General features: G+C 58.6%; 33 protein-coding genes. 2 read left to right on the top strand and 31 right to left on the bottom strand.

The features are described from left to right. Window positions 1-44: 44 nt before the first annotated feature. From LOY42_RS23995 to LOY42_RS24015, 5 genes are read right to left on the bottom strand one after another with little or no spacing between them, the layout of a single operon-like run. Window positions 45-1,280, bottom strand: a complete 1,236-nt coding sequence (locus tag LOY42_RS23995; protein ID WP_258599562.1) for an ATP-grasp domain-containing protein — start codon at window positions 1,278-1,280, stop codon at window positions 45-47. Beyond that, a complete protein-coding gene (locus tag LOY42_RS24000; protein ID WP_177485976.1) occupies window positions 1,277-2,152 on the bottom strand; it encodes an iron-containing redox enzyme family protein in 876 nt (291 codons plus the stop codon). The genes LOY42_RS23995 and LOY42_RS24000 overlap by 4 nt, the downstream gene beginning before the upstream one ends. A 10-nt stretch (window positions 2,153-2,162) precedes the next feature. Beyond that, a complete protein-coding gene (locus tag LOY42_RS24005) occupies window positions 2,163-2,609 on the bottom strand; it encodes a DUF3291 domain-containing protein (RefSeq protein WP_139668125.1) in 447 nt (148 codons plus the stop codon). Beyond that, the gene (locus LOY42_RS24010) at window positions 2,606-3,064 is read right to left on the bottom strand and encodes a VOC family protein (RefSeq protein WP_139668123.1); all 459 of its coding nucleotides are present in this window, start codon (window positions 3,062-3,064) and stop codon (window positions 2,606-2,608) included. Before LOY42_RS24010 ends, LOY42_RS24005 begins: the two co-directional genes overlap by 4 nt. 17 nt (window positions 3,065-3,081) lie before the next feature. Then, window positions 3,082-3,831, bottom strand: a complete 750-nt coding sequence (locus LOY42_RS24015; RefSeq protein ID WP_258599563.1) for an ArpA protein — start codon at window positions 3,829-3,831, stop codon at window positions 3,082-3,084. Window positions 3,832-4,251: 420 nt separating this feature from the next. Here LOY42_RS24015 and LOY42_RS24020 point away from each other — a divergent pair, with 420 nt between their 5' ends. Further along, entirely contained in the window at window positions 4,252-4,746 is a 495-nt protein-coding gene (locus LOY42_RS24020; RefSeq protein ID WP_256659220.1) for a heme-binding protein, read from the top strand. 88 nt (window positions 4,747-4,834) lie between these two features. On the opposite strand, the gene LOY42_RS24025 is transcribed toward LOY42_RS24020, so the two are convergent. Both LOY42_RS24025 and LOY42_RS24030 read right to left on the bottom strand, forming a co-directional pair. Continuing rightward, on the bottom strand, window positions 4,835-5,383 hold the full coding sequence (locus LOY42_RS24025) for a single-stranded DNA-binding protein (protein WP_023629920.1): 549 nt from the start codon (window positions 5,381-5,383) through the stop codon (window positions 4,835-4,837). A gap of 9 nt (window positions 5,384-5,392) precedes the next feature. Continuing rightward, window positions 5,393-6,787, bottom strand: coding sequence for an MFS transporter (locus LOY42_RS24030; RefSeq protein WP_258599564.1), 1,395 nt, complete (start codon window positions 6,785-6,787; stop codon window positions 5,393-5,395). Window positions 6,788-6,916: 129 nt separating this feature from the next. Here LOY42_RS24030 and uvrA point away from each other — a divergent pair, with 129 nt between their 5' ends. Beyond that, complete coding sequence (uvrA, locus tag LOY42_RS24035) at window positions 6,917-9,751, top strand: excinuclease ABC subunit UvrA (protein WP_046857340.1); 2,835 nt, start codon at window positions 6,917-6,919, stop codon at window positions 9,749-9,751. 72 nt (window positions 9,752-9,823) lie between these two features. Here uvrA and bfr read toward each other — a convergent pair whose 3' ends face one another. The 24 genes from bfr to rplV all read right to left on the bottom strand — a co-directional run bounded on the left by bfr (window position 9,824) and on the right by rplV (window position 22,671). Then, window positions 9,824-10,288 carry a bacterioferritin gene (bfr, locus tag LOY42_RS24040; protein WP_028690240.1) on the bottom strand — a complete coding sequence of 155 codons (465 nt, stop codon included), beginning with the start codon at window positions 10,286-10,288 and terminating at the stop codon, window positions 9,824-9,826. A gap of 162 nt (window positions 10,289-10,450) precedes the next feature. Next, entirely contained in the window at window positions 10,451-11,890 is a 1,440-nt protein-coding gene (locus tag LOY42_RS24045; protein ID WP_139668117.1) for a catalase, read from the bottom strand. 170 nt (window positions 11,891-12,060) lie between these two features. Further along, a complete protein-coding gene (gene rplQ, locus LOY42_RS24050) occupies window positions 12,061-12,447 on the bottom strand; it encodes a 50S ribosomal protein L17 (protein WP_003255451.1) in 387 nt (128 codons plus the stop codon). Window positions 12,448-12,489: 42 nt separating this feature from the next. Further along, window positions 12,490-13,491: a DNA-directed RNA polymerase subunit alpha gene (locus LOY42_RS24055; RefSeq protein ID WP_003255452.1), complete on the bottom strand. Its 1,002-nt coding sequence runs from the start codon at window positions 13,489-13,491 to the stop codon at window positions 12,490-12,492. A 22-nt stretch (window positions 13,492-13,513) separates the two neighbouring features. Continuing rightward, complete coding sequence (gene rpsD, locus LOY42_RS24060) at window positions 13,514-14,134, bottom strand: 30S ribosomal protein S4 (protein ID WP_023629185.1); 621 nt, start codon at window positions 14,132-14,134, stop codon at window positions 13,514-13,516. A 15-nt stretch (window positions 14,135-14,149) separates the two neighbouring features. Further along, entirely contained in the window at window positions 14,150-14,539 is a 390-nt protein-coding gene (gene rpsK / locus LOY42_RS24065) for a 30S ribosomal protein S11 (RefSeq protein WP_012270237.1), read from the bottom strand. Window positions 14,540-14,557: 18 nt separating this feature from the next. Next, complete coding sequence (gene rpsM / locus LOY42_RS24070; RefSeq protein ID WP_003255457.1) at window positions 14,558-14,914, bottom strand: 30S ribosomal protein S13; 357 nt, start codon at window positions 14,912-14,914, stop codon at window positions 14,558-14,560. Window positions 14,915-15,045: 131 nt separating this feature from the next. Continuing rightward, window positions 15,046-15,162 (bottom strand): 50S ribosomal protein L36, encoded by a 117-nt coding sequence (rpmJ, locus tag LOY42_RS24075; protein ID WP_011531897.1) that lies wholly within the window; start codon window positions 15,160-15,162, stop codon window positions 15,046-15,048. A gap of 30 nt (window positions 15,163-15,192) precedes the next feature. Then, window positions 15,193-16,524, bottom strand: coding sequence for a preprotein translocase subunit SecY (secY, locus tag LOY42_RS24080; protein WP_003257108.1), 1,332 nt, complete (start codon window positions 16,522-16,524; stop codon window positions 15,193-15,195). Further along, window positions 16,525-16,959, bottom strand: a complete 435-nt coding sequence (rplO, locus tag LOY42_RS24085; RefSeq protein WP_011531896.1) for a 50S ribosomal protein L15 — start codon at window positions 16,957-16,959, stop codon at window positions 16,525-16,527. It abuts the gene before it with no gap. A gap of 3 nt (window positions 16,960-16,962) precedes the next feature. Continuing rightward, window positions 16,963-17,139: a 50S ribosomal protein L30 gene (gene rpmD / locus LOY42_RS24090; protein WP_011531895.1), complete on the bottom strand. Its 177-nt coding sequence runs from the start codon at window positions 17,137-17,139 to the stop codon at window positions 16,963-16,965. A gap of 2 nt (window positions 17,140-17,141) precedes the next feature. Continuing rightward, complete coding sequence (gene rpsE, locus LOY42_RS24095) at window positions 17,142-17,642, bottom strand: 30S ribosomal protein S5 (protein WP_046857343.1); 501 nt, start codon at window positions 17,640-17,642, stop codon at window positions 17,142-17,144. Between the two features lie 3 nt (window positions 17,643-17,645). Continuing rightward, window positions 17,646-17,996, bottom strand: coding sequence for a 50S ribosomal protein L18 (gene rplR, locus LOY42_RS24100; protein ID WP_023629183.1), 351 nt, complete (start codon window positions 17,994-17,996; stop codon window positions 17,646-17,648). A gap of 10 nt (window positions 17,997-18,006) precedes the next feature. After that, on the bottom strand, window positions 18,007-18,540 hold the full coding sequence (rplF, locus tag LOY42_RS24105; protein ID WP_046857344.1) for a 50S ribosomal protein L6: 534 nt from the start codon (window positions 18,538-18,540) through the stop codon (window positions 18,007-18,009). Between the two features lie 12 nt (window positions 18,541-18,552). After that, window positions 18,553-18,945: a 30S ribosomal protein S8 gene (gene rpsH, locus LOY42_RS24110; protein WP_046857345.1), complete on the bottom strand. Its 393-nt coding sequence runs from the start codon at window positions 18,943-18,945 to the stop codon at window positions 18,553-18,555. Window positions 18,946-19,155: 210 nt separating this feature from the next. Next, a complete protein-coding gene (rpsN, locus tag LOY42_RS24115; RefSeq protein WP_023629181.1) occupies window positions 19,156-19,461 on the bottom strand; it encodes a 30S ribosomal protein S14 in 306 nt (101 codons plus the stop codon). A 13-nt stretch (window positions 19,462-19,474) separates the two neighbouring features. After that, on the bottom strand, window positions 19,475-20,014 hold the full coding sequence (rplE, locus tag LOY42_RS24120) for a 50S ribosomal protein L5 (protein WP_003255474.1): 540 nt from the start codon (window positions 20,012-20,014) through the stop codon (window positions 19,475-19,477). Between the two features lie 20 nt (window positions 20,015-20,034). Then, window positions 20,035-20,349 (bottom strand): 50S ribosomal protein L24, encoded by a 315-nt coding sequence (gene rplX / locus LOY42_RS24125; RefSeq protein WP_023629180.1) that lies wholly within the window; start codon window positions 20,347-20,349, stop codon window positions 20,035-20,037. A gap of 11 nt (window positions 20,350-20,360) precedes the next feature. Beyond that, entirely contained in the window at window positions 20,361-20,729 is a 369-nt protein-coding gene (rplN, locus tag LOY42_RS24130) for a 50S ribosomal protein L14 (protein ID WP_008089810.1), read from the bottom strand. A gap of 23 nt (window positions 20,730-20,752) precedes the next feature. Continuing rightward, a complete protein-coding gene (gene rpsQ / locus LOY42_RS24135) occupies window positions 20,753-21,019 on the bottom strand; it encodes a 30S ribosomal protein S17 (RefSeq protein WP_003255478.1) in 267 nt (88 codons plus the stop codon). Window positions 21,020-21,021: 2 nt separating this feature from the next. Then, window positions 21,022-21,213: a 50S ribosomal protein L29 gene (gene rpmC, locus LOY42_RS24140; protein WP_002555481.1), complete on the bottom strand. Its 192-nt coding sequence runs from the start codon at window positions 21,211-21,213 to the stop codon at window positions 21,022-21,024. Continuing rightward, window positions 21,213-21,626: a 50S ribosomal protein L16 gene (gene rplP, locus LOY42_RS24145; protein WP_009397508.1), complete on the bottom strand. Its 414-nt coding sequence runs from the start codon at window positions 21,624-21,626 to the stop codon at window positions 21,213-21,215. Before rplP ends, rpmC begins: the two co-directional genes overlap by 1 nt. A 12-nt stretch (window positions 21,627-21,638) precedes the next feature. Further along, window positions 21,639-22,325, bottom strand: a complete 687-nt coding sequence (gene rpsC / locus LOY42_RS24150; protein WP_011531889.1) for a 30S ribosomal protein S3 — start codon at window positions 22,323-22,325, stop codon at window positions 21,639-21,641. A gap of 13 nt (window positions 22,326-22,338) precedes the next feature. Further along, window positions 22,339-22,671 carry a 50S ribosomal protein L22 gene (gene rplV / locus LOY42_RS24155; RefSeq protein WP_003103908.1) on the bottom strand — a complete coding sequence of 111 codons (333 nt, stop codon included), beginning with the start codon at window positions 22,669-22,671 and terminating at the stop codon, window positions 22,339-22,341. Window positions 22,672-22,679: the final 8 nt, after the last annotated feature.

The following is a 22,679-nucleotide window of genomic DNA, read 5'->3' on the forward strand; positions in this document are numbered from 1 at the left end:
CCCGAATTCCTGCCGACGGGTGCCCATGAGCGGGCACCCACCGCTTACGCGAGCACCAGCCTCAGGCGCTCATGGACGATCTCGGCATGCCTGCGCAGAACTGCGGGATCCTGGTGGATGAGGTAGACGAACCCCCAGGTCGACAGGAAATCCCGTGTCCCCTCGATCACCTCGCCCTCGCTGACAAGAAAACCAAACTCATGGAACGACTCGAGCCCCTCGACTTGCTCCACACCTTCGATCCCCGTGACCGTGCCGCCCGCTTCGCAGATCAGGCAGCAAATACAGAAGTGTTTGTCGTAGTGCGGAACAGGTAACGCCTGCGGCGCATTACCAAGGTAGATATCGATGTTCAGGTCATAGCAATTGAGCCCCGTGCACAGCTCTATCAGGGTGGGTACATTCGCCCCCGGCAACCGGCCATTCTGCTCGATGATGAAATGTCCATCGGCATTGATCTTGAACTCGATGTCGTTGATGCCGATATCGGCCTCGATGGCCGAGTTGACCCGAGAGATATAGGCAAACGCCTGACGAGCCTTGTCACCTACGGGCGAAATGGATCGAATGTTGCGATAGACGCTAGGGTGGTCGCCGACGCGGATTTTTTCGTACTCGGCGAAACAGAGAATCTGCCGGCCTCGCGCCGCCCCGAGGTTCGCCGTGACAATAAAGAACTCAGGACCTTCCACATAAGCTTCCACCAGCGCATGCTTTTCCTCCTGGGCACAGGGCTCTTCATTGCTCTCGATGGCGGCCAGCGCCTTATACATATCGCTTCTGGACTGGCAGATCTTCACATGCCTCGCCCCCGTGCCTTGGCTGGGCTTGACCACGACGGGGAAAGCAATGCCAGGGTCGTGTCCCTGGGCGAGCTCGTCCATGGACAATCGAAAGGCCGGCATGGAAGGAACGCCCTCATCCTTCAGCCGATTCTTCATTTCCAACTTGTTCATCCGGGCCAGGTGCGTTGCCACCGGATTTCCCGCCACGCCAAGATGGGCCGCCAACCGATCGGCGATGAGCAATGCCGAGTCAGAACCGGGAATGACCGCCAGCACCGTCCTTCCTGCCAGTTTCACCTTGGCTTGCTCCAGCCCCTCGGCGTGCAACACCTCATCGAAGCCATCCACCCCATGCAGCTTCTGCAACCGCCCGGGGAAGCGCTCCCGGGTTACCAGCGCCAGCGCGTGATAGCCCTTGCGACGAATGTCCTCACCGTATCGCCGCCCGGAACTGATCGGATCGATGACCACTACCGTTTGCGCTCGTGTGTTCATTGCAGACTCCGCATGGCCTGATACATGTAGTGGTAATAGCGCAGCGCGACGTTGTAGCGGATCATCACGCCCAACGAGAGCTCTCGCACCACATCCTCACCACCAGCCGCGTAATGTTGCAGGACCGTTTCGTACCAGGCGGCGCTATGCCGTGTATCGATGCTGATGTGGGCCTTGTGGTAGGCAATCACGTCCCTGGGCAGGCCCAGACGCTCCATTGCCGCCGTTGTCGCGCCGAAGCGTACCGGCGCCGAACCCTCCACCAGCCCCATGGCGCCGATCAGGCGCATGTTGTACTCGCGTCGCACTGCCCACATCAGCAGGATGTTGCCATTCATCAGGCACTCGAGCGGGGGAACCTCCACACTGATGCCGGCCTCGCCCAGCAGATCGCGCATGTAGCTGGAGGACGTGCGGAACATCGTGGTATGCACGCCAGCGAAATCACCATTGCCCATTTCATCCCAGTAGTTCTCGCCTGCGACCATCTTGCAGTGGATCGGCATGCCCAATTGCGCAACCGCCATCAGGTCATCGAACGAGCCATCGACCATTTCCTCCATGCAGATGTAGTAGGCCACCTGCTCGACACTGGCATGGTGCCGCATGAAGTCCACGAAGAAGCGGATATCTTCGTTTATCTTCTTCTCGCACATCAGGTACCAGGGCAGGAAGGCCTCCCGGGTGCTCGGTAACTCGCGCAAGTCAACCAGGCGCTCCTCGGCCGTATTCCATTGATCCTCCAGACACTCCACCAGGTTGCGGGACAGCCTGACCGACTTCTGCGCATTGACGAGCTGTGCCGGATCACCCAGAAAACAACGGTAATAGTCGGCCAGTTGCTGTTGCGTATCACGTGCCAATTGAGTCATCTGTCCCTCCTCAATACAGGACGGTTGGGAGTTCACTGGAGCGCAGGTCGAACGCGTCATGTGACGGTCCGACATCATAGAGCCGTGTGAGCCGGGTGTGCGCCTCGTGCAAATCCGGGATATGGCCTTCAGGTACCCACCACAGCACCACTCGAGGCCGCGAGATGGGTTCGAACCATTCCGATCCGCGTTTCATGAATGTTTTGTGCGGGGTGTTGTAGAGAAAGTCCTTGAGTGATCGGACGTCTCGCCAGAGCGAAAGCGTATAGAGGTAGCCTTCGCCCCATAGCCGGTCGAGCAACGGTTGGTTCTCCTGGGTTTCACGCCAGATAAAACCCGGATGCTGCTCTGCCAGCCAATTGACGTAGCCGGTCGATGCATAGAACCCTTCCATCCGGGTGTCACCCTTGGGAAATCTGGGCTTCACCAGGTCGAACTGAGCAAGTCTGCGCTTCATGCGGCCTCCCATCCTTGGACCTCGATAATGTTCCGGTCAGGGTCTCGTACATACACAAACGTACAGACACCTACCCCCTCGACAGGCTGGCGCGTCAACTTTCCGAGCAGCCAGCCACCGGAACGAATGACCTTGTCGCAAACTTCGTCCAGGTCAGATACTTCGAATGCGATATGCGTGAACCCACGCGAATTGGCAAACTTCTCCGGCGCTTCACGAACACGACTATATTGAAAAACCTCCAGCGTCGGACCGCCCTCTGGATGACCGGGCAACTGAAGATGAACACCTTCTATTTCCGGATCGAGCAGGCCGGTTCCGTCTGCTACTGGTTGACCTGAAAGCCGGCGGACAGGGCCGACTGGAACACAGCCAAATACATCTATGTAAAACTTGGCAATTTTCTTCCAGTCGGTGGCGATCAGGTTAGTATGTGAATACTTGACCTTGGCCATGCGTAATTCCTCGGGGATCAATCACGGAAAACGAACGTTTCATGTTCGACTTGTCGATCCTTGTCCCTTGCCCGCTCCCAGGTCGTATTCAGAATAATCCGGGTGACATCCTGCGTCAGGGGCTTAACCCGATGCAGTGTGGTATCCGCCTTGAGCAGATAGACATCGCCGGTCATGTGGAAGTAGGAGTCGACCTTGTTCTCGACCAACAGGTTTTCGACGCGCGGGTTCTGCTTGTCCCAGTGGGTATGCGGTACGCATTCCAGCAGCCCACCGGCCTCAAGCGCAGGCGCCTCGACGATCCAGATGATCGTGTAGGGGTAGTCGCCCCAGTGCCAGCCATGGGTGTCACCGGACTTATGCTGGCTATTGATGATAAAGTTGTCCCACTTCCACGGTGTGGGAATGATTTCTTCCTTAACGATGTGAGAAATAAGACTCATGAGGTAGCGTGACTTATACGCCAGCGGAATATAACGCCCGTTAACCTCGATGCTCTCCTGAGGCACATTGCTCAAGTAGCGCGGAGTATTACCCGTTGACTCGATGAGAAAATCACGACGCTTTGAAAAATTAGCAAGCAGATACCTTACATCCTCCGAAATACGATCACGCACACCGGGGTCTATCAAGTGATTTATCTTAAGGTAACCATCCCTGGCAAACCGGTGTTGCTCCCAGAAAAAGTCCTGCCCTGCAAAAGGATCTGAATCCAGAATATCCTGACTATGTTCCACACGTACTTGAACGGCAGCACCATCCGTCATGTGAATGCTCCTTGTGAGTTAGCGTGATGAGTTACTTACTGACACATTCAAATCCTACCCACTCCAGCAGCATGGATAAACCCTACGCACAGACTTTCATTCATTCCACAAACACAGGAATTCGAAAATCATTAGCCGAGTGACTTTATTAGTATAACTAATAAGACTAAATAGCCTTACTCATGAGACTTATTCGTTTGGATAGTCTAATAGCGAAGAACAAGCCGTGGATGCTTGGGAAACCTTGAGACGAAAAGCTCCGCCACACCTGGACGCTGAAGCCAACGAAGGCATTTGAGAGCGACTATGCATCATTAAATCGCCAGGCCCACATCACAAACGGAAATGGACTACATCCCGACATATCCAGTGCCTGTTAAGTTGACGCGCCACACATGGATGAGGCTCACAGGAATGGACATGAAATATCTCTTGGGCAATCTCCTGATCGGCATCTCGGTGCTTGTTCAACCGATGGTAGTGGCAACCGCCAATAGTGATCACAACCCACCCGCCGCTCACCTGCAGATCACCGCCGAGCGGGCACGGGCGATGGCCGATGCCGCCGAGCAGGCCGCCCGTGCCCAAGGCTTCGCCATCGTCATCAGCATCGTCGACAACCACGGCAACCTGAAGCATTTCCACCGCATGGACGGCACCAGCAGCGGTAGTGTCCAGGTAGCGCAGCTCAAAGCCGCTACATCTGCGCGCTTTCCACTTTCATCCCGTTCACTGGGTGAACGCAGCGCTGGGTTGCCAGCCAATCCCTACGCTTCGCTGCCCGGTTTCACTTTGCTGGAAGGCGGGTTGCCAATTATGGATGTGAACGGCAGGCATATCGGCGGTATAGGCGTCAGCGGAGCAACACCAGAGCTTGATGCACAATTTGCCCAGGCGGCGCTCGAAGAAAACTGACTGGCAAAAAGAAACCCGCTTCATGCCTGAAGCGGGTTTCTTGTCACAGCTCCGTTCACCTGTGGTACCTAGTGCCCACAGGAAAGGATCAGAACGGAATATCGTCGTCGAAGCTGTCGAAGTCAGCGGCAGGCTGCGGAGCCGGCTGTTGCGGCGCGGGGCGCTGCGGCGCTTGTTGCGGGCGCTGGGCCTGCTGGCGTGGGGCCTGATTGTACTGTTGCTGCTGACCGCCCTGGTTGTAGTTGTTGCCACCACCCTGGTTGTACTGGTCGCCACCGCCCTGCTGGCCCTGCGGACGACCGCCGAGCAGCTGCATGGTGCCGTTGATGTCGACAATGATCTCGGTGGTGTAGCGCTTGATGCCGTCCTTTTCCCACTCGCGGGTCTGCAGCTTGCCCTCGATGTAGCACTGCGAACCCTTGCGCAGGTATTCGCCGGCGATTTCGGCGACCTTGCCGAACAGCGAGACACGGTGCCACTCGGTGCGCTCGACCTTCTGGCCCGACTGCTTGTCGGTCCACTGCTCGCTGGTGGCCAGGCTCAGGTTGGTCACGGCGTTACCGTTGGGCAGGTAGCGGACTTCGGGATCCTGACCGCAGGTACCGACCAGAATGACTTTGTTAACCCCACGGGCCATAACGTTCTCCTAGGCTTCGCACGCCGCAGAGGCTGGGTTCACCAGACACTCGAGGGTCGCACGGTCCAAAATTTTCGTATCCAGTTTGATATAGATGGCGGCTTCTTCTGCCACCACCACGGCGTCGGTCACACCCGGCACGGCCATCAGGCGCTCGATCAGCCCGGCTTCCCGGACCGCTTCCGGCGTCAGCGGCATGCGCAGGCTGGTCACGTACGGCGGCTCGTTCATGCGCAACGCCGTCAGCAGCCAGAAGGCGCACAAGCCAGCGCAGCCGAGGAACACCATGCTCAAGCCACCGTGCTGGAACAACCAGCCACCGAGGATGCCACCCAGTGCCGCGCCAAGGAACTGGCTGGTGGAGTAGACCCCCATCGCCGTGCCCTTGCCGCCGGCAGGCGACACCTTGCTGACCAGCGAAGGCAAGGATGCCTCCAGCAGGTTGAATGCAGTAAAGAATACCACGGTGCCGATCACCAGTCCGCGCAAGTTGTCAGCCCACTGCCAGAAGAACACCTCCACCAGCAGCAGGACACTGACCGCGCCGAGCAACACGCGTTTCATCTTGCGCTTCTTTTCCCCGTAGATGATGAAGGGGATCATTGCAAAAAATGAAACCAGCAGCGCGGTCAGGTACACCCACCAGTGCTGCTCCTTGGGCAGCCCGCCGCGCTCGACGAAGGCCAGCGGCAGCGCCACAAAGCTGGCCATCAGGATCGCGTGCAGCACGAAAATACTGATGTCCAGGCGTAGAAGGTCCGGATTGCGCAGGGTCGGGCCGAGGGCCTGACGGGCGACACCGGACTCGCGATGGCTCAGCACACTGTGCGAGCTGGGCACGACGAAGGCGATCAGCGCGATGCCGACCAGGGCAAGTCCTGCCGTGGCCAGGAACAATCCTGACAAACCAAAGGCGCGGGTCAACAGCGGGCCGACCACCATCGCCACGGCGAACGACAAGCCGATGCTCATGCCGATCATGGCCATGGCCTTGGTCCGGTGCTGTTCGCGGGTCAGGTCGGACAACAGCGCCATGACCGCTGCGGAAATCGCCCCCGCGCCCTGCAGGATGCGCCCGGCGATAACCCCCCAGATCGAGTCGGCCTGGGCCGCCAGCACACTGCCCAGGGCGAAGATCACCAGCCCCACATAGATCACCGGTCGGCGACCGATGCGGTCGGAAATCACCCCGAACGGAATCTGCAGCACCGCTTGCGTCAGACCATAGGCGCCGATGGCCAGGCCGATCAGTGCAGGCGTGGCGCCGGCCAGGTCCATGCCGTAGGTGGCCAGCACCGGCAGCACCATGAACATGCCCAGCATACGAAAGGCAAAGACCAGGGCCAGGCCGCTCGCGGCGCGGGTTTCGCTGCCACTCATGCGCTCGTTGTGGGTGTCGTGCATGGATTAACCTCGTGTGAACCGGCGGCGATTCTATCAGTCCGACGCCTTGACGGCATATACGCGACGCTTTGCCGCGTACTGGCAGCGCGCCGTATACTGCTTTGTTTATGCCCGCCGAGCGAGGCCGTAGTGGACAAGATCCTGATCCGTGGGGCGCGTACCCACAACCTGAAGAACATCGACCTGACCCTGCCCCGGGACAAACTGATCGTGATCACCGGCCTGTCCGGGTCCGGCAAGTCCTCGCTGGCGTTCGACACGCTGTACGCCGAAGGCCAGCGCCGCTATGTCGAGTCGCTGTCGGCCTATGCCCGGCAGTTCCTGTCGATGATGGAAAAACCCGACGTCGACACCATCGAAGGATTGTCGCCGGCCATCTCCATCGAGCAGAAGTCGACCTCGCACAACCCGCGCTCGACCGTCGGCACCATCACCGAGATCTACGACTACCTGCGCCTGCTCTATGCCCGCGTCGGCACCCCACGCTGCCCGGACCATGACATCCCGCTTGAGGCGCAAACGATCAGCCAGATGGTCGACCTGGTGCTGGAAAAGCCCGAAGGCAGCAAGCTGATGCTGTTGGCGCCGGTGATCCGCGAGCGCAAGGGTGAGCACCTGGCGGTGTTCGACGAGCTGCGCGCCCAGGGTTTCGTACGCGCCCGGGTCAACGGCAAGCTGTACGAGCTCGACGAGTTGCCCAAGCTCGACAAACAGAAGAAACACAGCATTGATGTGGTGGTAGACCGCTTCAAGGTCCGCGCCGACCTGCAGCAGCGCCTGGCCGAGTCCTTCGAGACCGCGCTCAAGCTGGCCGACGGCATCGCCCTGGTGGCGCCGATGGACGACGAGGAAGGCGAAGAAGTGATCTTCTCGGCGCGCTTCGCCTGCCCGGTGTGCGGCCATGCGATCAGCGAGCTGGAGCCCAAGCTGTTCTCCTTCAACAACCCGGCTGGCGCCTGCCCGACCTGCGATGGCCTGGGGGTTAAGCAGTTCTTCGACACCAAACGCCTGGTCAACGCCGAGCTGACCTTGGCCGAAGGCGCGATTCGCGGTTGGGACCGGCGCAACGTCTATTACTTCCAGATGCTCGGCTCGCTGGCCGCGCATTACGGCTTCAGCCTGGAGGAACCGTTCGGCGAGCTGTCCGCCGAGCATCAGAAGGTCATCCTGCAAGGCAGTGGCAAGCAGAGTGTCGACTTCAAGTACCTCAACGACCGTGGCGACATCGTCAAGCGCTCGCACCCGTTCGAAGGCATCGTGCCGAACCTTGAGCGTCGCTATCGCGAGACCGAGTCGGCCACCGTGCGTGAAGAGCTGGCCAAGTTCCTCGGCACCCAGCCCTGCCCTGATTGCCGCGGCACCCGCCTGCGCCGCGAAGCGCGCCACGTCTGGGTGGGTGAGAAGACCCTGCCGGCAGTGACCAACCTGCCGATCGGCGAAGCCAGCAATTACTTCGGCGCGCTGAGCCTCACCGGCCGCCGTGGCGAGATCGCGGCGAAGATTCTCAAGGAAATCTGCGAGCGTCTGCAGTTCCTGGTCAACGTCGGCCTCGACTACCTGACCCTGGACCGCAGCGCCGATACCCTGTCTGGCGGCGAGGCCCAGCGTATCCGCCTGGCCAGCCAGATCGGCGCAGGCCTGGTGGGCGTGATGTACATCCTCGACGAGCCCTCGATCGGCCTGCACCAGCGGGATAACGACCGCTTGCTGGCAACGCTCAACCACCTGCGCGACCTGGGTAACACGGTGATCGTGGTCGAGCACGACGAGGACGCCATCCGCCTGGCCGACTACGTGGTGGACATCGGCCCGGGCGCTGGCGTGCATGGCGGGCAGATCGTCGCCGAGGGCTCACCCGAGGAGGTGATGGCGCATCCCGACTCGCTGACTGGCAAATACCTGTCCGGACGCAAGAAGATCGTCGTGCCGGCCAAGCGCACCCCGCGCAACAAGAAGCTGTCGCTCAAACTCAAGGGCGCGCGCGGCAACAACCTGCAGAACGTCGACCTGGAAGTGCCGATCGGCCTGCTGACCTGCGTGACCGGTGTGTCCGGCTCGGGCAAATCGACGCTGATCAACAACACCCTGTTCCCCCTGGCCGCCACTGCGCTAAACGGGGCAAGCAGCCTGGAAGCGGCGCCGCACGCCAGCGTCGATGGCCTGCAGCACCTGGACAAGGTGGTCGATATCGACCAGAGCCCGATCGGCCGTACGCCACGGTCGAACCCGGCTACCTACACCGGCATCTTCACGCCGATCCGCGAGCTGTTCGCTGGCGTGCCGGAATCGCGTTCGCGCGGATACGGCCCAGGGCGCTTCTCGTTCAACGTCAAGGGTGGGCGCTGCGAGGCCTGCCAGGGCGACGGCCTGATCAAGGTGGAGATGCACTTCCTGCCGGACATCTACGTGCCGTGCGACGTGTGCAAGAGCAAGCGCTACAACCGCGAAACCCTGGAGATCAAGTACAAGGGCAAGAACATCCACGAGGTGCTGGAAATGACCATCGAGGATGCCCGCGAGTTCTTCGACGCGGTGCCGGCCCTGGCGCGCAAGCTGCAGACCCTGATGGATGTGGGCCTGTCGTACATCAAGCTGGGGCAATCGGCGACCACGCTGTCGGGCGGCGAAGCGCAGCGGGTCAAGCTGTCCCGCGAGCTGTCCAAGCGCGACACAGGCAAGACCCTGTACATCCTCGACGAGCCGACCACCGGCCTGCACTTCGCCGATATCCAGCAACTGCTGGACGTGCTGCACCGCCTGCGTGACCACGGCAACACCGTGGTGGTCATCGAGCACAACCTGGATGTGATCAAGACCGCCGACTGGCTGGTGGATTTGGGGCCGGAAGGTGGGTCCAAAGGCGGCCAGATCATTGCCTGTGGCACGCCAGAAGAGCTGAGCAAGATGAAGCAGTCGTACACCGGCCACTACCTCAAGCCACTGCTGGAGCGTGACCGTGCCTGAGTGGAGTCACTGACATGAAAAAGCCCCTGGTACCGTCGGCGCCAGGGGCTTTTTCGTAGGGCTGTGGATAACTTACATCTGCGACTGCAGGTAGTTCTCCAGGCCGATGGCCTTGATCAGACCCTGCTGCTTCTCCAGCCAGTAGGTATGATCTTCTTCGGTGTCGGCCAGCTGCGCGCGCAGGATGTCGCGGCTGATGTAGTCCTTGTGCAGTTCGCACAGCTCGATGCCCTTGCACAGCGCGGCACGTACCTTGTACTCGAGCTTGAGGTCGGCCTCGATCATCTCCGGCACGGTACTGCCCACTTCCAGGTCGTCGGCGCGCATGTCCGGCGTGCCTTCGAGCATGAGGATACGGCGCATCAGGGCATCGGCGTGCTGCGTCTCTTCTTCCATCTCGTGGTTGATACGTTCATAGAGCTTGGTCAGGCCCCAGTCTTCGTACATGCGCGAGTGAATGAAGTACTGATCGCGTGCTGCCAGTTCGCCCTTCAGCAACGTGACGAGATAGTTGATTACGTCCGGGTGACCTTGCATCGCCCTGCTTCTCCGTGTGAATACGTCAATAGGGCTAGTGTGAACCAGGTTTTGCTCGCGGTCACTGAAAAACGCGCAATTAGAAGCAAAAAATCGGCTAAACAGTAGTGATATTCATTGAAAAACCGCCCAAATGAGGGCGGTTCTTCTTATCACTTCGACTTAGCCGAGATTCACGCCCAATGCCTTGGCAATCCCTTCGCCGTAGGCCGGATCAGCCTTGTAGAAGTACTGCAGCTGACGCTGGATGACATCGTCGCTGACACCGGCCATGGTCCCGGCGATGTTGTTGATCAACAGCGCCTTCTGCTCATCGCTCATCAGACGGAACAGTGCCCCGGCGTGGCTGTAGTAATCGTTGTCCTCTCGGTGATCGTAACGATCCGCCGAGCCGTTCAGGGCCAGTGCGGGCTCGGCATGCCGCGGCGATTGCTTCGGCGCGCTTGCATGGCTGTTGGGCTCGTAGTTAGGAGCGCCGCCGTATGCGCCGATGGCCATGGAGCCGTCGCGCTGATAGCTGTTCACCGGGCTGCGCGGCGCATTGACCGGCAGTTGCTGGTGGTTGGTGCCTACGCGGTAGCGATGCGCATCGGCATAGGCGAACACACGCCCCTGCAGCATGCGGTCTGGCGACAGGCCAACCCCGGGAACCATGTTGCTGGGCCCGAACGCCGCCTGCTCGACCTCGGCGAAGTAGTTGAGCGGGTTGCGGTTGAGCTCCAGCACACCGACTTCGATCAACGGGTAGTCCTTCTGCGACCAGGTCTTGGTTACATCGAACGGGTTTTCGTCACGGCTGGCCGCCTCGGCCTCGCTCATCACCTGGATGCACACGGTCCAACGCGGGAAATCGCCGCGCTCGATGGCCTCGAACAGGTCACGCTGGGCGTAGTCCGGGTCGCTCCCGGCCAGACGGGCGGCATCAGCCGGCGCCAGGTTCTTGATGCCTTGCTGGGTCTTGAAGTGCCATTTGACCCAGCTCCGCTCGCCCTGGGCGTTGATCAGGCTGTAGGTGTGGCTGCCGAAGCCGTGCATGTGGCGGTAGCCATCGGGAATGCCGCGATCGGAGAACAGGATGGTGACCTGGTGCAGTGCCTCGGGCGAATGCGACCAGAAGTCCCACATCATTTGCGCGTTCTTCAGGTTGGTCTGCGGGTGGCGCTTCTGGGTGTGGATGAAGTCAGGGAACTTCAGCGGGTCGCGAATGAAGAACACGGGAGTGTTGTTGCCAACAATGTCCCAGTTGCCTTCCTCGGTGTAGAACTTAACCGCAAAACCACGCGGGTCGCGTTCGGTATCCGCAGAGCCGCGTTCGCCGCCCACGGTGGAGAACCGCAGGAACGTTTCGGTCTGCTTGCCGATGCTGTCGAACAGCTTGGCACTGGTGAGCTCGGTGATATCGCGGGTGACGGTGAAGGTACCGTAGGCGCCGGAGCCCTTGGCGTGCACGCGACGCTCCGGGATGTTCTCGCGGTTGAAGTGGGCAAGCTTCTCGAGCAGGTGGAAGTCGTCGAGCAGCAGCGGGCCACGAGGGCCTGCGGAACGGGAGTTCTGGTTGTCGGCTACGGGTGCACCGCTGGCGGTAGTGAGAATCTTGCTCATGGGCTCTCCTGATCGGTCTTGAATTGCCGGCTAATCGGCTTGAGGAGAGTATCGTCGAGCGAGGTTACAAGGACAAATTCATTAAGTGACTTATATCAATAGAAAATAACAATTCACCAGACAACAAAAAACCGGGCCTAGGCCCGGTTTCTTGTAGCAGACAGAACGTCTTACTCGGCAGCTTCTACAGCACCACCGACCGGACGATCAACCAGCTCGACGTACGCCATAGGCGCGTTGTCGCCAGCGCGGAAACCGCACTTCAGGATACGCAGGTAGCCGCCCTGACGGGTGGCGTAACGCTTGCCCAGGTCGTTGAACAGTTTGCCAACGGCGGACTTCGAACGGGTACGGTCGAAGGCCAGACGACGGTTGGCAACGCTGTCTTCCTTGGCCAGGGTGATCAGCGGCTCGGCAACGCGGCGCAGTTCCTTGGCTTTCGGCAGGGTGGTTTTGATCAGCTCGTGCTCGATCAGCGACACAGCCATGTTCTGGAACATAGCTTTGCGGTGAGAGCTGGTACGGCTCAGGTGACGTCCACTTTTACGATGACGCATGATTCATTCCTTACCAAACACAACGTTCGGTGATTACGACGATCAGGCAGTCGCCTTGTCGTCTTTCTTAAGGCTTGCAGGCGGCCAGTTGTCGAGGCGCATGCCGAGAGACAGACCACGGGAGGCCAGGACGTCCTTGATTTCAGTCAGGGACTTCTTGCCCAGGTTAGGAGTCTTCAACAGCTCTACTTCGGTACGCTGAATCAGGTCGCCGATGTAGTAGATGTTCTCCGCCTTGAGGCAGTTGGCCGAACGTACAGTCAGTTCCAGGTCGTCAACCGGGCGCAGCAGGATCGGATCGATCTCGTCTTCCTGCTCGACCACAACCGGCTCGCTGTCACCTTTGAGGTCGACGAACGCGGCCAGCTGCTGTTGCAGGATGGTCGCGGCACGACGGATAGCCTCTTCAGGATCCAGGGTACCGTTGGTTTCCAGATCGATGACCAGCTTGTCCAGGTTGGTACGCTGCTCAACACGGGCGTTCTCGACCACGTAGGCGATACGACGCACCGGGCTGAACGAGGCGTCCAGCTGGAGACGGCCAATGCTGCGGCTTTCGTCTTCGTCAGTCTGACGGGAGTCGGCCGGCTCGTAACCGCGACCACGAGCTACGGTGAGCTTCATGTTCAGGGCGCCGTTGGACGCCAGGTTCGCGATTACGTGATCGGGGTTGACGATCTCGACATCGTGATCCAGCTGAATATCGGCAGCGGTAACCACCCCCGAACCCTTTTTCGACAAGGTCAGCGTAACTTCGTCACGACCGTGCAGTTTGATAGCCAGGCCTTTCAGGTTCAACAGGATTTCAATGACGTCTTCCTGTACACCTTCGATCGCGGAGTACTCGTGGAGTACGCCATCGATCTCGGCCTCGACTACTGCACAGCCAGGCATGGAGGACAACAGGATGCGGCGCAGCGCGTTGCCCAGGGTATGGCCGAAGCCACGCTCGAGAGGCTCGAGCGTGATCTTGGCGCGGGTTGGACTGACAACCTGCACGTCGATGTGACGGGGTGTCAGAAACTCATTTACCGAAATCTGCATGGATGCACCTATTTTCTAGCCCTTACTTGGAGTAGAGCTCGACAATCAGGTTTTCGTTGATGTCGGCGGACAGGTCGCTGCGAGCAGGAACGTTCTTGAAAACGCCCGACTTTTTAGCAGCATCCACATCAACCCACTCAACGCGGCCACGCTGGGCGCACAGTTCAAGGGCTTGAACAATGCGCAGCTGGTTCAGCGACTTCTCGCGAACCGAGACCACGTCACCCGGACGAACTTGGTAGGATGGAATGTTTACAGTCTTACCGTTGACGCTGATCGCTTTGTGCGAAACCAGCTGACGGGACTCGGAACGAGTCGAGCCGAAGCCCATACGGTAAACGACGTTATCCAGACGGCACTCGAGCAGTTGCAGCAGGTTCTCACCGGTTGCGCCTTTTTTCGAGGCAGCAGCTTGGTAGTAACCGCGGAACTGACGCTCCAGAACACCGTAGATACGACGGACTTTTTGTTTCTCGCGCAGCTGGGTACCGTAGTCGGACTGACGGCCACGGCGCTGGCCGTGGATACCTGGGGCTGCTTCGATGTTGCACTTCGATTCCAGAGCGCGAACGCCGCTCTTCAGGAACAGGTCAGTGCCTTCACGGCGAGACAGTTTGCATTTTGGACCAATGTAACGTGCCATTTATCTGTCTCCTGATTACACGCGACGCTTCTTCGGCGGACGGCACCCGTTATGCGGGATTGGCGTCACGTCGGTGATGCTGGCGATCTTGTAGCCGCAGCTGTTCAGTGCACGAACGGCGGACTCACGACCCGGACCTGGACCCTTGACGTTCACGTCGAGGTTCTTCAGACCGTATTCCAGCGCAGCTTGACCAGCACGCTCAGCAGCGATCTGTGCTGCGAACGGGGTGGATTTGCGCGAACCACGGAAACCCGAACCACCGGAAGTAGCCCAGGACAGTGCGTTGCCCTGACGGTCGGTGATGGTCACGATGGTGTTGTTGAAAGACGCATGGATGTGGGCGATGCCATCAACCACTGTCTTTTTGATTTTTTTACGAGGACGAGCAGCAGGTTTTGCCATGTCTATATTCCTGGGCGATTACTTGCGGATCGGCTTACGCGGGCCCTTACGGGTGCGTGCGTTGGTCTTGGTGCGCTGACCGCGAACCGGCAGACCTTTACGATGACGCAGGCCGCGGTAGCAACCCAGGTCCATCAAGCGCTTGATCTTCATGTTGATGTCACGGCGCAGGTCACCTTCGGTGGTGAACTTCGCGACTTCGCCACGCAGGGTTTCGATTTGCTCGTCGCTCAGATCCTTGATCTTAGCGGCTGGGTTTACACCAGCATCCGCACAGATTTTCTGTGCAGTTGTGCGACCGACACCATAGATGTAGGTCAGCGAGATAACAGTATGCTTGTTATCTGGAATGTTGACGCCTGCAATACGGGCCATTCAGTGGGACTCCAATTGACAGCTACCTACGCCCCGGAAGCCAAGAAATAGGGCGCGAGATAATATCGCTGTAGAAACGAATAATCAACCCAGCAGCACACTAGCTGCTGGGTTTGAAGCGCGGATCACACTCAGCCTTGGCGCTGCTTGTGACGCGGTTCCGCGCTGCAGATCACGCGCACGATACCTTCGCGACGAATGATCTTGCAGTTGCGGCACAGCTTTTTCACCGATGCACGAACTTTCATTACCGACTCCTCGAACCTTAAGGGGCTAAATCAGCGCAGCAGACCGCTGCCGCCGTAGCCTTTCAGGTTGGCTTTCTTCATCAGGGATTCGTACTGGTGCGAAACGAGGTGCGATTGTACTTGGGACATGAAGTCCATCACAACCACTACCACAATCAGCAACGAGGTCCCGCCAAGGTAGAACGGCACGTTTGCTGCTACCACCAGGAACTGGGGCAGAAGGCACACGGCCATCATGTAAAGAGCACCGAACATGGTTAAACGGGTCAGAACGCCATCAATGTAGCGCGCCGACTGCTCACCAGGACGGATACCCGGAATAAAGGCACCGGACTTCTTCAGGTTTTCCGCTACGTCTTTCGGGTTGAACATCAACGCTGTGTAGAAGAAGCAGAAGAAAATGATCCCTGCACTAAACAGCAGAATGTTCAACGGCTGACCAGGAGCGATCGACTGCGAGATGTCCTGCAGCCAGCCCATACCTTCAGACTGACCGAACCAGGCACCCAGCGAAGCCGGGAACAGCAAGATGCTGCTCGCGAAAATGGCCGGAATTACGCCCGCCATGTTCACTTTCAGCGGCAGGTGGCTGGTCTGCGCAGCGAAGACCTTGCGGCCCTGCTGACGCTTGGCGTAGTGAACGGCGATACGACGCTGACCACGCTCGATGAACACCACGAAGCCGATAATCGCTACTGCCAGCAAACCGATTGCGACCAGGGCGAAGATGTTGATATCGCCTGTGCGTGCAGACTCGAAAGACTGCCCGATTGCTCTCGGAAGACCGGCAACGATACCTGCGAAGATCAACATCGAGATACCGTTGCCCACACCGCGCTCGGTGATCTGCTCACCCAGCCACATCATGAACATCGCGCCCGCCACGAAGGTGGAGACGGCGACGACATGGAAGCCGAGGCCAACAGAAAACGCCACGCCCTGGTTGGCCAGGCCAATGGACATGCCAATGGCTTGAACCAGCGCCAGGATAACGGTGCCGTAGCGGGTGTACTGGCTGATCTTGCGACGGCCAGCTTCACCTTCCTTCTTCAACTGCTCCAGCTGCGGGCTGACAGCGGTCATGAGCTGCATGATGATCGATGCCGAGATGTACGGCATGATCCCCAGTGCAAAGATGCTCATGCGCTCCAGCGCGCCGCCGGAAAACATGTTGAACAAGCTAAGAATGGTCCCCTCATTCTGCCGGAACAGATCCGCGAGACGGTCCGGGTTAATGCCTGGTACCGGGATGTGCGCGCCAATCCGATAGACGATGATCGCCATGAACAGAAAACGCAGACGAGCCCAGAGTTCCGACATCCCGCCCTTACCGAGCGAAGAGAGAGCACCTTGCTTAGCCATTTATTCCTCGAACTTGCCGCCAGCTGCTTCGATAGCCGCACGTGCACCTTTGGTGACGGCGATACCCTTGAGGGTGACTGCGCGAGTGACTTCGCCCGACAGCATGATTTTCACACGCTGTACGTGCTGACCGATCACGTTGGCGTCCTTCAGGGACTGAACGGTGATCAGATCGCCTTCCACCTTGGCCAGCTCGGACAGACGCACTTCGGCGCGGTCCATGGCTTTCAGGGAAACGAAGCCGAACTTCGGCAGGCGACGGTGCAGCGGCTGTTGACCGCCTTCGAAGCCTGGAGCGATGGAGCCACCGGAACGGGAAGTCTGACCTTTGTGACCACGGCCACCAGTCTTGCCCAGACCGCTACCGATACCACGGCCCGGACGGTGCTTCTCGCGACGGGAACCCGGCGCTGGACTCAGATCATTGAGTTTCATTGATTAACCCTCGACCTTCAGCATGTAGTAAGCCTTGTTGATCATCCCGCGATTCTCGGGAGTATCCTGGACTTCTACAGTGTGACCGATACGACGCAGACCCAGACCCTTCACGCACAGCTTGTGGTTAGGGATGCGGCCCGAGACGCTCTTGATCAGCGTAACTTTGACGGTTGCCATGATCAGCGGATCTCCTCAACAGTCTTGCCGCGCTTGGCAGCAATGGACTCAGGGGATTGCATGGCTTTCAGACCCTTGAAGGTGGCGTGAACCACGTTCACCGGGTTGGTCGAACCGTAGCACTTGGCCAGGACGTTCTGAACACCAGCAACTTCCAGGACGGCACGCATTGCGCCGCCGGCGATGATACCGGTACCTTCCGAGGCAGGCTGCATGTAGACCTTCGAGGCGCCGTGGGCGGCCTTGGTGGCGTACTGCAGGGTGGTGCCCTTCAGGTCAACCTGAATCATGTTGCGACGAGCAGCTTCCATGGCTTTCTGGATCGCGGCAGGTACTTCGCGCGATTTGCCACGGCCAAAGCCAACACGACCCTTGCCATCACCTACCACGGTCAGCGCGGTGAAGGTGAAGATACGGCCGCCTTTAACGGTTTTGGCTACGCGGTTAACTTGAACCAGCTTCTCGATGTAGCCTTCGTCGCGCTTTTGATCGTTATTTGCCATAACTTAGAACTCCAGCCCGCCTTCACGAGCAGCATCAGCCAGCGCTTTGACGCGGCCATGGTACTTGAAGCCGGAACGGTCAAAGGCAACTTGAGATACACCGGCGGCTTTCGCGCGCTCAGCTACCAGCTTGCCAACCTTAGTGGCCGCGTCGATGTTGCCAGTGGCGCCATCACGCAGTTCTTTGTCCAAGGTAGAGGCGCTTGCCAGAACCTTGCTGCCGTCGGCCGAAATGACCTGGGCATAGATGTGCTGCGAGGAGCGGAACACGCACAGACGCACGGCTTCGAGCTCGTGCATTTTCAGGCGTGCTTTGCGAGCGCGACGCAGTCGAATAACTTTTTTGTCGGTCATTTGCTAGGCCCTACTTCTTCTTGGCTTCTTTACGACGGACTACTTCGTCCGCGTAACGCACACCCTTGCCCTTGTAAGGCTCTGGCGGACGGAAACCGCGGACTTCAGCGGCCACCTGACCTACCAGCTGCTTGTCGATACCCTTGATCAGGATGTCGGTCTGGCTTGGGGTTTCAGCGGTGATACCGGCTGGCAGTTCGTAATCCACTGGGTGCGAGAAGCCCAGAGCCAGGTTCAGGACGGTGCCTTTGGCCTGAGCTTTGTAACCAACACCGACCAGCTGGAGCTTGCGCTCGAAGCCTTGGCTTACGCCTTGGACCATGTTGTTCACCAGGGCGCGGGTGGTACCGGCCATGGCGCGAGCTTGCTGGTCACCGTTGCGAGCGACGAAACGCAGCTCACCAGACTCTTCGGTAACTTCAACAGACGAGTGAACGTTCAGTTCGAGAGTGCCCTTGGCACCCTTCACCGAAAGCTGCTGGCCGGCGAATTTGACTTCGACGCCTGCTGGCAGCTTAACGGGGTTCTTAGCGACGCGAGACATGCCTATCTCCCCTTAGAACACTGTGCACAGAACTTCGCCGCCGACACCGGCAGCGCGCGCAGCGCGGTCAGTCATCACACCTTTGTTGGTGGAGACGATAGACACGCCCAGGCCGCCACGTACTTTCGGCAGCTCAGTGACGGCCTTGTACTGGCGCAGGCCAGGACGGCTGGTACGCTTCAGTTCCTCGATGACCGGACGGCCTTCGAAGTACTTCAGCTCGATCGACAGGGAAGGCTTGGCTTCGCCGTTGACTTCGTAGCCAGCGATGTAGCCTTCGTCTTTCAGTACTTTGGCAACCGCGACCTTCAGGGTAGAAGAAGGCATGCTTACGACAGACTTTTCAGCCATCTGGGCATTACGGATGCGAGTTAGCATGTCCGCTAACGGGTCCTGCATACTCATGGGCTAGATGCTCCTGATACAAGAATTATTAGCCTTGCGGCTATCACAACCACCCGAACAGGCAGGGCAAAAAACCCGGGCTCAGGTGAGCCGGTCATTCTAGACACAAGGCAGAAACGAAACAAGCCCCATATAGGGGCTTGTTTCAATGCGAGGTCACCGGCGGTCGGAAGATCGCTCCCCTTCCACCGGCGGTCACGCCAACCGGGATTACCAGCTGGCCTTGACCAGACCCGGCACGTCACCACGCATGGCAGCTTCGCGCAGCTTGTTACGGCCGAGGCCGAACTTGCGGTACACGCCGTGCGGACGACCGGTGATGCGGCAACGGTTACGCATGCGCGAAGCGCTGGCGTCACGTGGTTGCTTCTGCAGGGCGACAACGGCAGCGAAACGCTCTTCTGGAGAGGCGTTCAGGTTGACGATGGTCGCTTTCAGCTCGGCACGCTTTTTGGCGTACTTGGCTACCGTGAGCTGACGCTTCAGCTCGCGGTTCTTCATGCTCTTCTTGGCCATTTTCCTACTCCAATCAGTTGCGGAACGGGAACTTGAAAGCACGCAGCAGAGCGCGGCCTTCGTCGTCCGAACGAGCAGTGGTGGTCAGGGTGATGTCCAAACCGCGCAGAGCATCGATCTTGTCGTAGTCGATTTCCGGGAAGATGATCTGCTCTTTCACGCCCATGCTGTAGTTGCCACGACCATCGAAGGACTTGGCATTCAGGCCGCGGAAGTCGCGAACCCGAGGCAGGGAGATCGCCAGCAGGCGGTCCAGGAATTCGTACATCTTGTCGCTACGCAGGGTCACCTTGACGCCGATCGGCCAGCCTTCACGGACTTTGAAGCCCGCGATGGATTTACGAGCGAAAGTCACGACCGGCTTTTGACCGGTGATCTTTTCCAGGTCGGCAACAGCGTGCTCGATGACTTTCTTGTCGCCGATCGCTTCGCCCAGACCCATGTTCAGGGTGATTTTGGTAACGCGCGGAACTTCCATCACGTTCGACAGCTTAAGTTCTTCCTTAAGCTTGGGAGCGATTTCGTTCCGGTAAATCTCTTTCAGTCGTGCCATGGTCTTCTACCTAGCAGTGTTCAAGCATCAACCGCTTTTTGGGTCGACTTGAAGACACGAATTTTCTTGCCTTCTTCTACTTTGAAGCCAACGCGGTCAGCCTTGTTGGTTTCGCTGTTGAAGATGGCAACGTTGGAAGCGTGCAGTGGCGCTTCTTTTTCGACGATACCGCCCTGAACGCCCGCCATCGGGTTAGGCTTGGTATGACGCTTGACCAGGTTCACGCCACCGATGACCAGACGGTCATCAGCCAGAACCTTCAGCACCTTACCGCGCTTACCCTTGTCTTTGCCGGCGATCACGATGATCTCGTCGTCACGACGAATCTTTTGCATGTCGGATCTCCTTAGAGCACTTCAGGGGCGAGCGAAACGATCTTCATGAACTTCTCGGTACGAAGTTCACGGGTCACTGGCCCGAAGATGCGAGTACCGATCGGCTCTTGCTTGGTGTTCAGCAGAACAGCAGCGTTGCCGTCGAAACGAATGATGGAACCGTCAGCGCGACGTACACCGTGACGGGTACGGACGACAACAGCGGTCATCACCTGGCCTTTCTTGACCTTACCGCGAGGAATTGCTTCCTTGACGGTAACTTTGATGATGTCACCGATACCGGCGTAACGACGGTGGGAACCGCCGAGCACCTTGATGCACATGACGCGACGAGCGCCGCTGTTATCGGCCACATCGAGCATGGATTGAGTCTGAATCATAAAATTTCTCCGACCCCTAGCCCTTAGACTTCAACAGCGCGTTCGAGGACTTCAACCAGTGCCCAGGACTTGGTCTTGGCCAGCGGACGGGTTTCACGGATGGAAACCTTGTCGCCGATCTTGCACTGGTTGGCTTCGTCGTGCGCGTGCAGCTTAGTCGAACGCTTAACGTATTTACCGTAGATCGGGTGCTTTACGCGACGCTCGATCAGAACGGTGATGGTCTTGTCCATTTTGTCGCTGACGACACGGCCAGTCAGCGTACGGACGGTTTTTTCAGCTTCAGCCATGATCACTTACCTGCCTGCTGGTTGAGCACAGTTTTCACGCGAGCGATGTCACGCTTAACTTGCGAGAGCAGGTGCGACTGCCCCAACTGGCCAGTTGCTTTCTGCATGCGCAGATTGAACTGGTCGCGCAGCAAGCCGAGCAGTTGCTCATTCAGTTGCTGTGCGGATTTTTCACGAAGTTCATTCGCTTTCATCACATCACCGTCCGCTTAACAAAGGAGGTGGCGAGTGGCAGCTTTGCAGCAGCCAGGGCGAAAGCTTCGCGCGCCAGCTCTTCAGAAACACCCTCGATCTCGTACAGGACTTTGCCTGGCTGAATCTGGGCAACCCAGTATTCCACGGAACCCTTACCTTTACCCATCCGCACTTCGAGAGGCTTCTTGGTAACCGGCTTGTCCGGGAACACACGGATCCAGATCTTGCCGCCACGCTTAACGTGACGGGTCAGGGCACGACGTGCCGACTCGATCTGGCGAGCGGTGAGACGACCGCGGGCGACAGCTTTCAGAGCGAACTCGCCGAAGCTGACCTTGCTACCGCGCAGTGCCAGACCACGGTTGTGGCCGGTCATCTGCTTGCGGAATTTTGTACGCTTTGGTTGCAACATTTGGCGTACCCCTTACTTAGCAGCTTTTTTACGAGGCGCTGGTGCTTGCGGCTTCAGCTCTTCCTGGCGACCACCAATAACTTCGCCTTTGAAGATCCAAACCTTCACACCGATCACACCGTAGGTGGTGTGAGCTTCGTAGGTGTTGTAGTCGATATCGGCACGCAGGGTGTGCAGGGGCACACGACCTTCGCGATACCACTCGGTACGTGCGATCTCGGCACCGCCGAGACGACCGCTCACCTGGATCTTGATGCCCTTGGCACCAATACGCATGGCGTTCTGCACGGCGCGCTTCATGGCGCGACGGAACATTACGCGGCGTTCCAGCTGCTGGGCTACGCTCTGAGCAACCAGCATGGCGTCGAGTTCCGGCTTGCGGATCTCTTCGATGTTGATGTGCACAGGCACACCCATCTGCTTGGTCAGGTCCTGACGCAGCTTCTCAACATCTTCACCTTTCTTGCCGATAACGATACCGGGACGAGCGGTGTGGATGGTGATGCGTGCAGTTTGAGCCGGACGATGAATATCGATACGGCTAACGGACGCGCTTTTTAGTTTGTCTTGGAGGTACTCGCGAGTTTGCAGATCCTTCAGCAGGTAATCTGCGTAAGTCGCGCCGTCTGCGTACCAGACGGAGGTGTGCTCCTTGACGATTCCCAGGCGAATGCCAGTGGGATGTACTTTCTGACCCATCTGATCGACTCCGTTACTTGTCCGCAACCTTGACAGTGATATGGCAAGACCGCTTGACGATGCGATCAGCACGGCCTTTGGCACGTGGCATGATGCGCTTCAGCGAACGCCCTTCGTTGACGAAGACGGTGGAGACCTTCAGGTCATCAACGTCTGCGCCTTCGTTGTGTTCGGCGTTGGCAACGGCCGACTCGAGGACTTTCTTCATGATTTCAGCGGCTTTTTTGCTGCTGAAGGCCAACAGGTTGAGCGCTTCGCCCACCTTCTTCCCGCGGATCTGGTCGGCGACCAAGCGGGCTTTCTGGGCGGAGATGCGAGCGCCCGACAACTTAGCGGCTACTTCCATTTCCTTAC

Source organism: Pseudomonas sp. B21-023, from assembly GCF_024749165.1.
In the GTDB taxonomy this organism is placed as follows: Bacteria; Pseudomonadota; Gammaproteobacteria; order Pseudomonadales; family Pseudomonadaceae; genus Aquipseudomonas.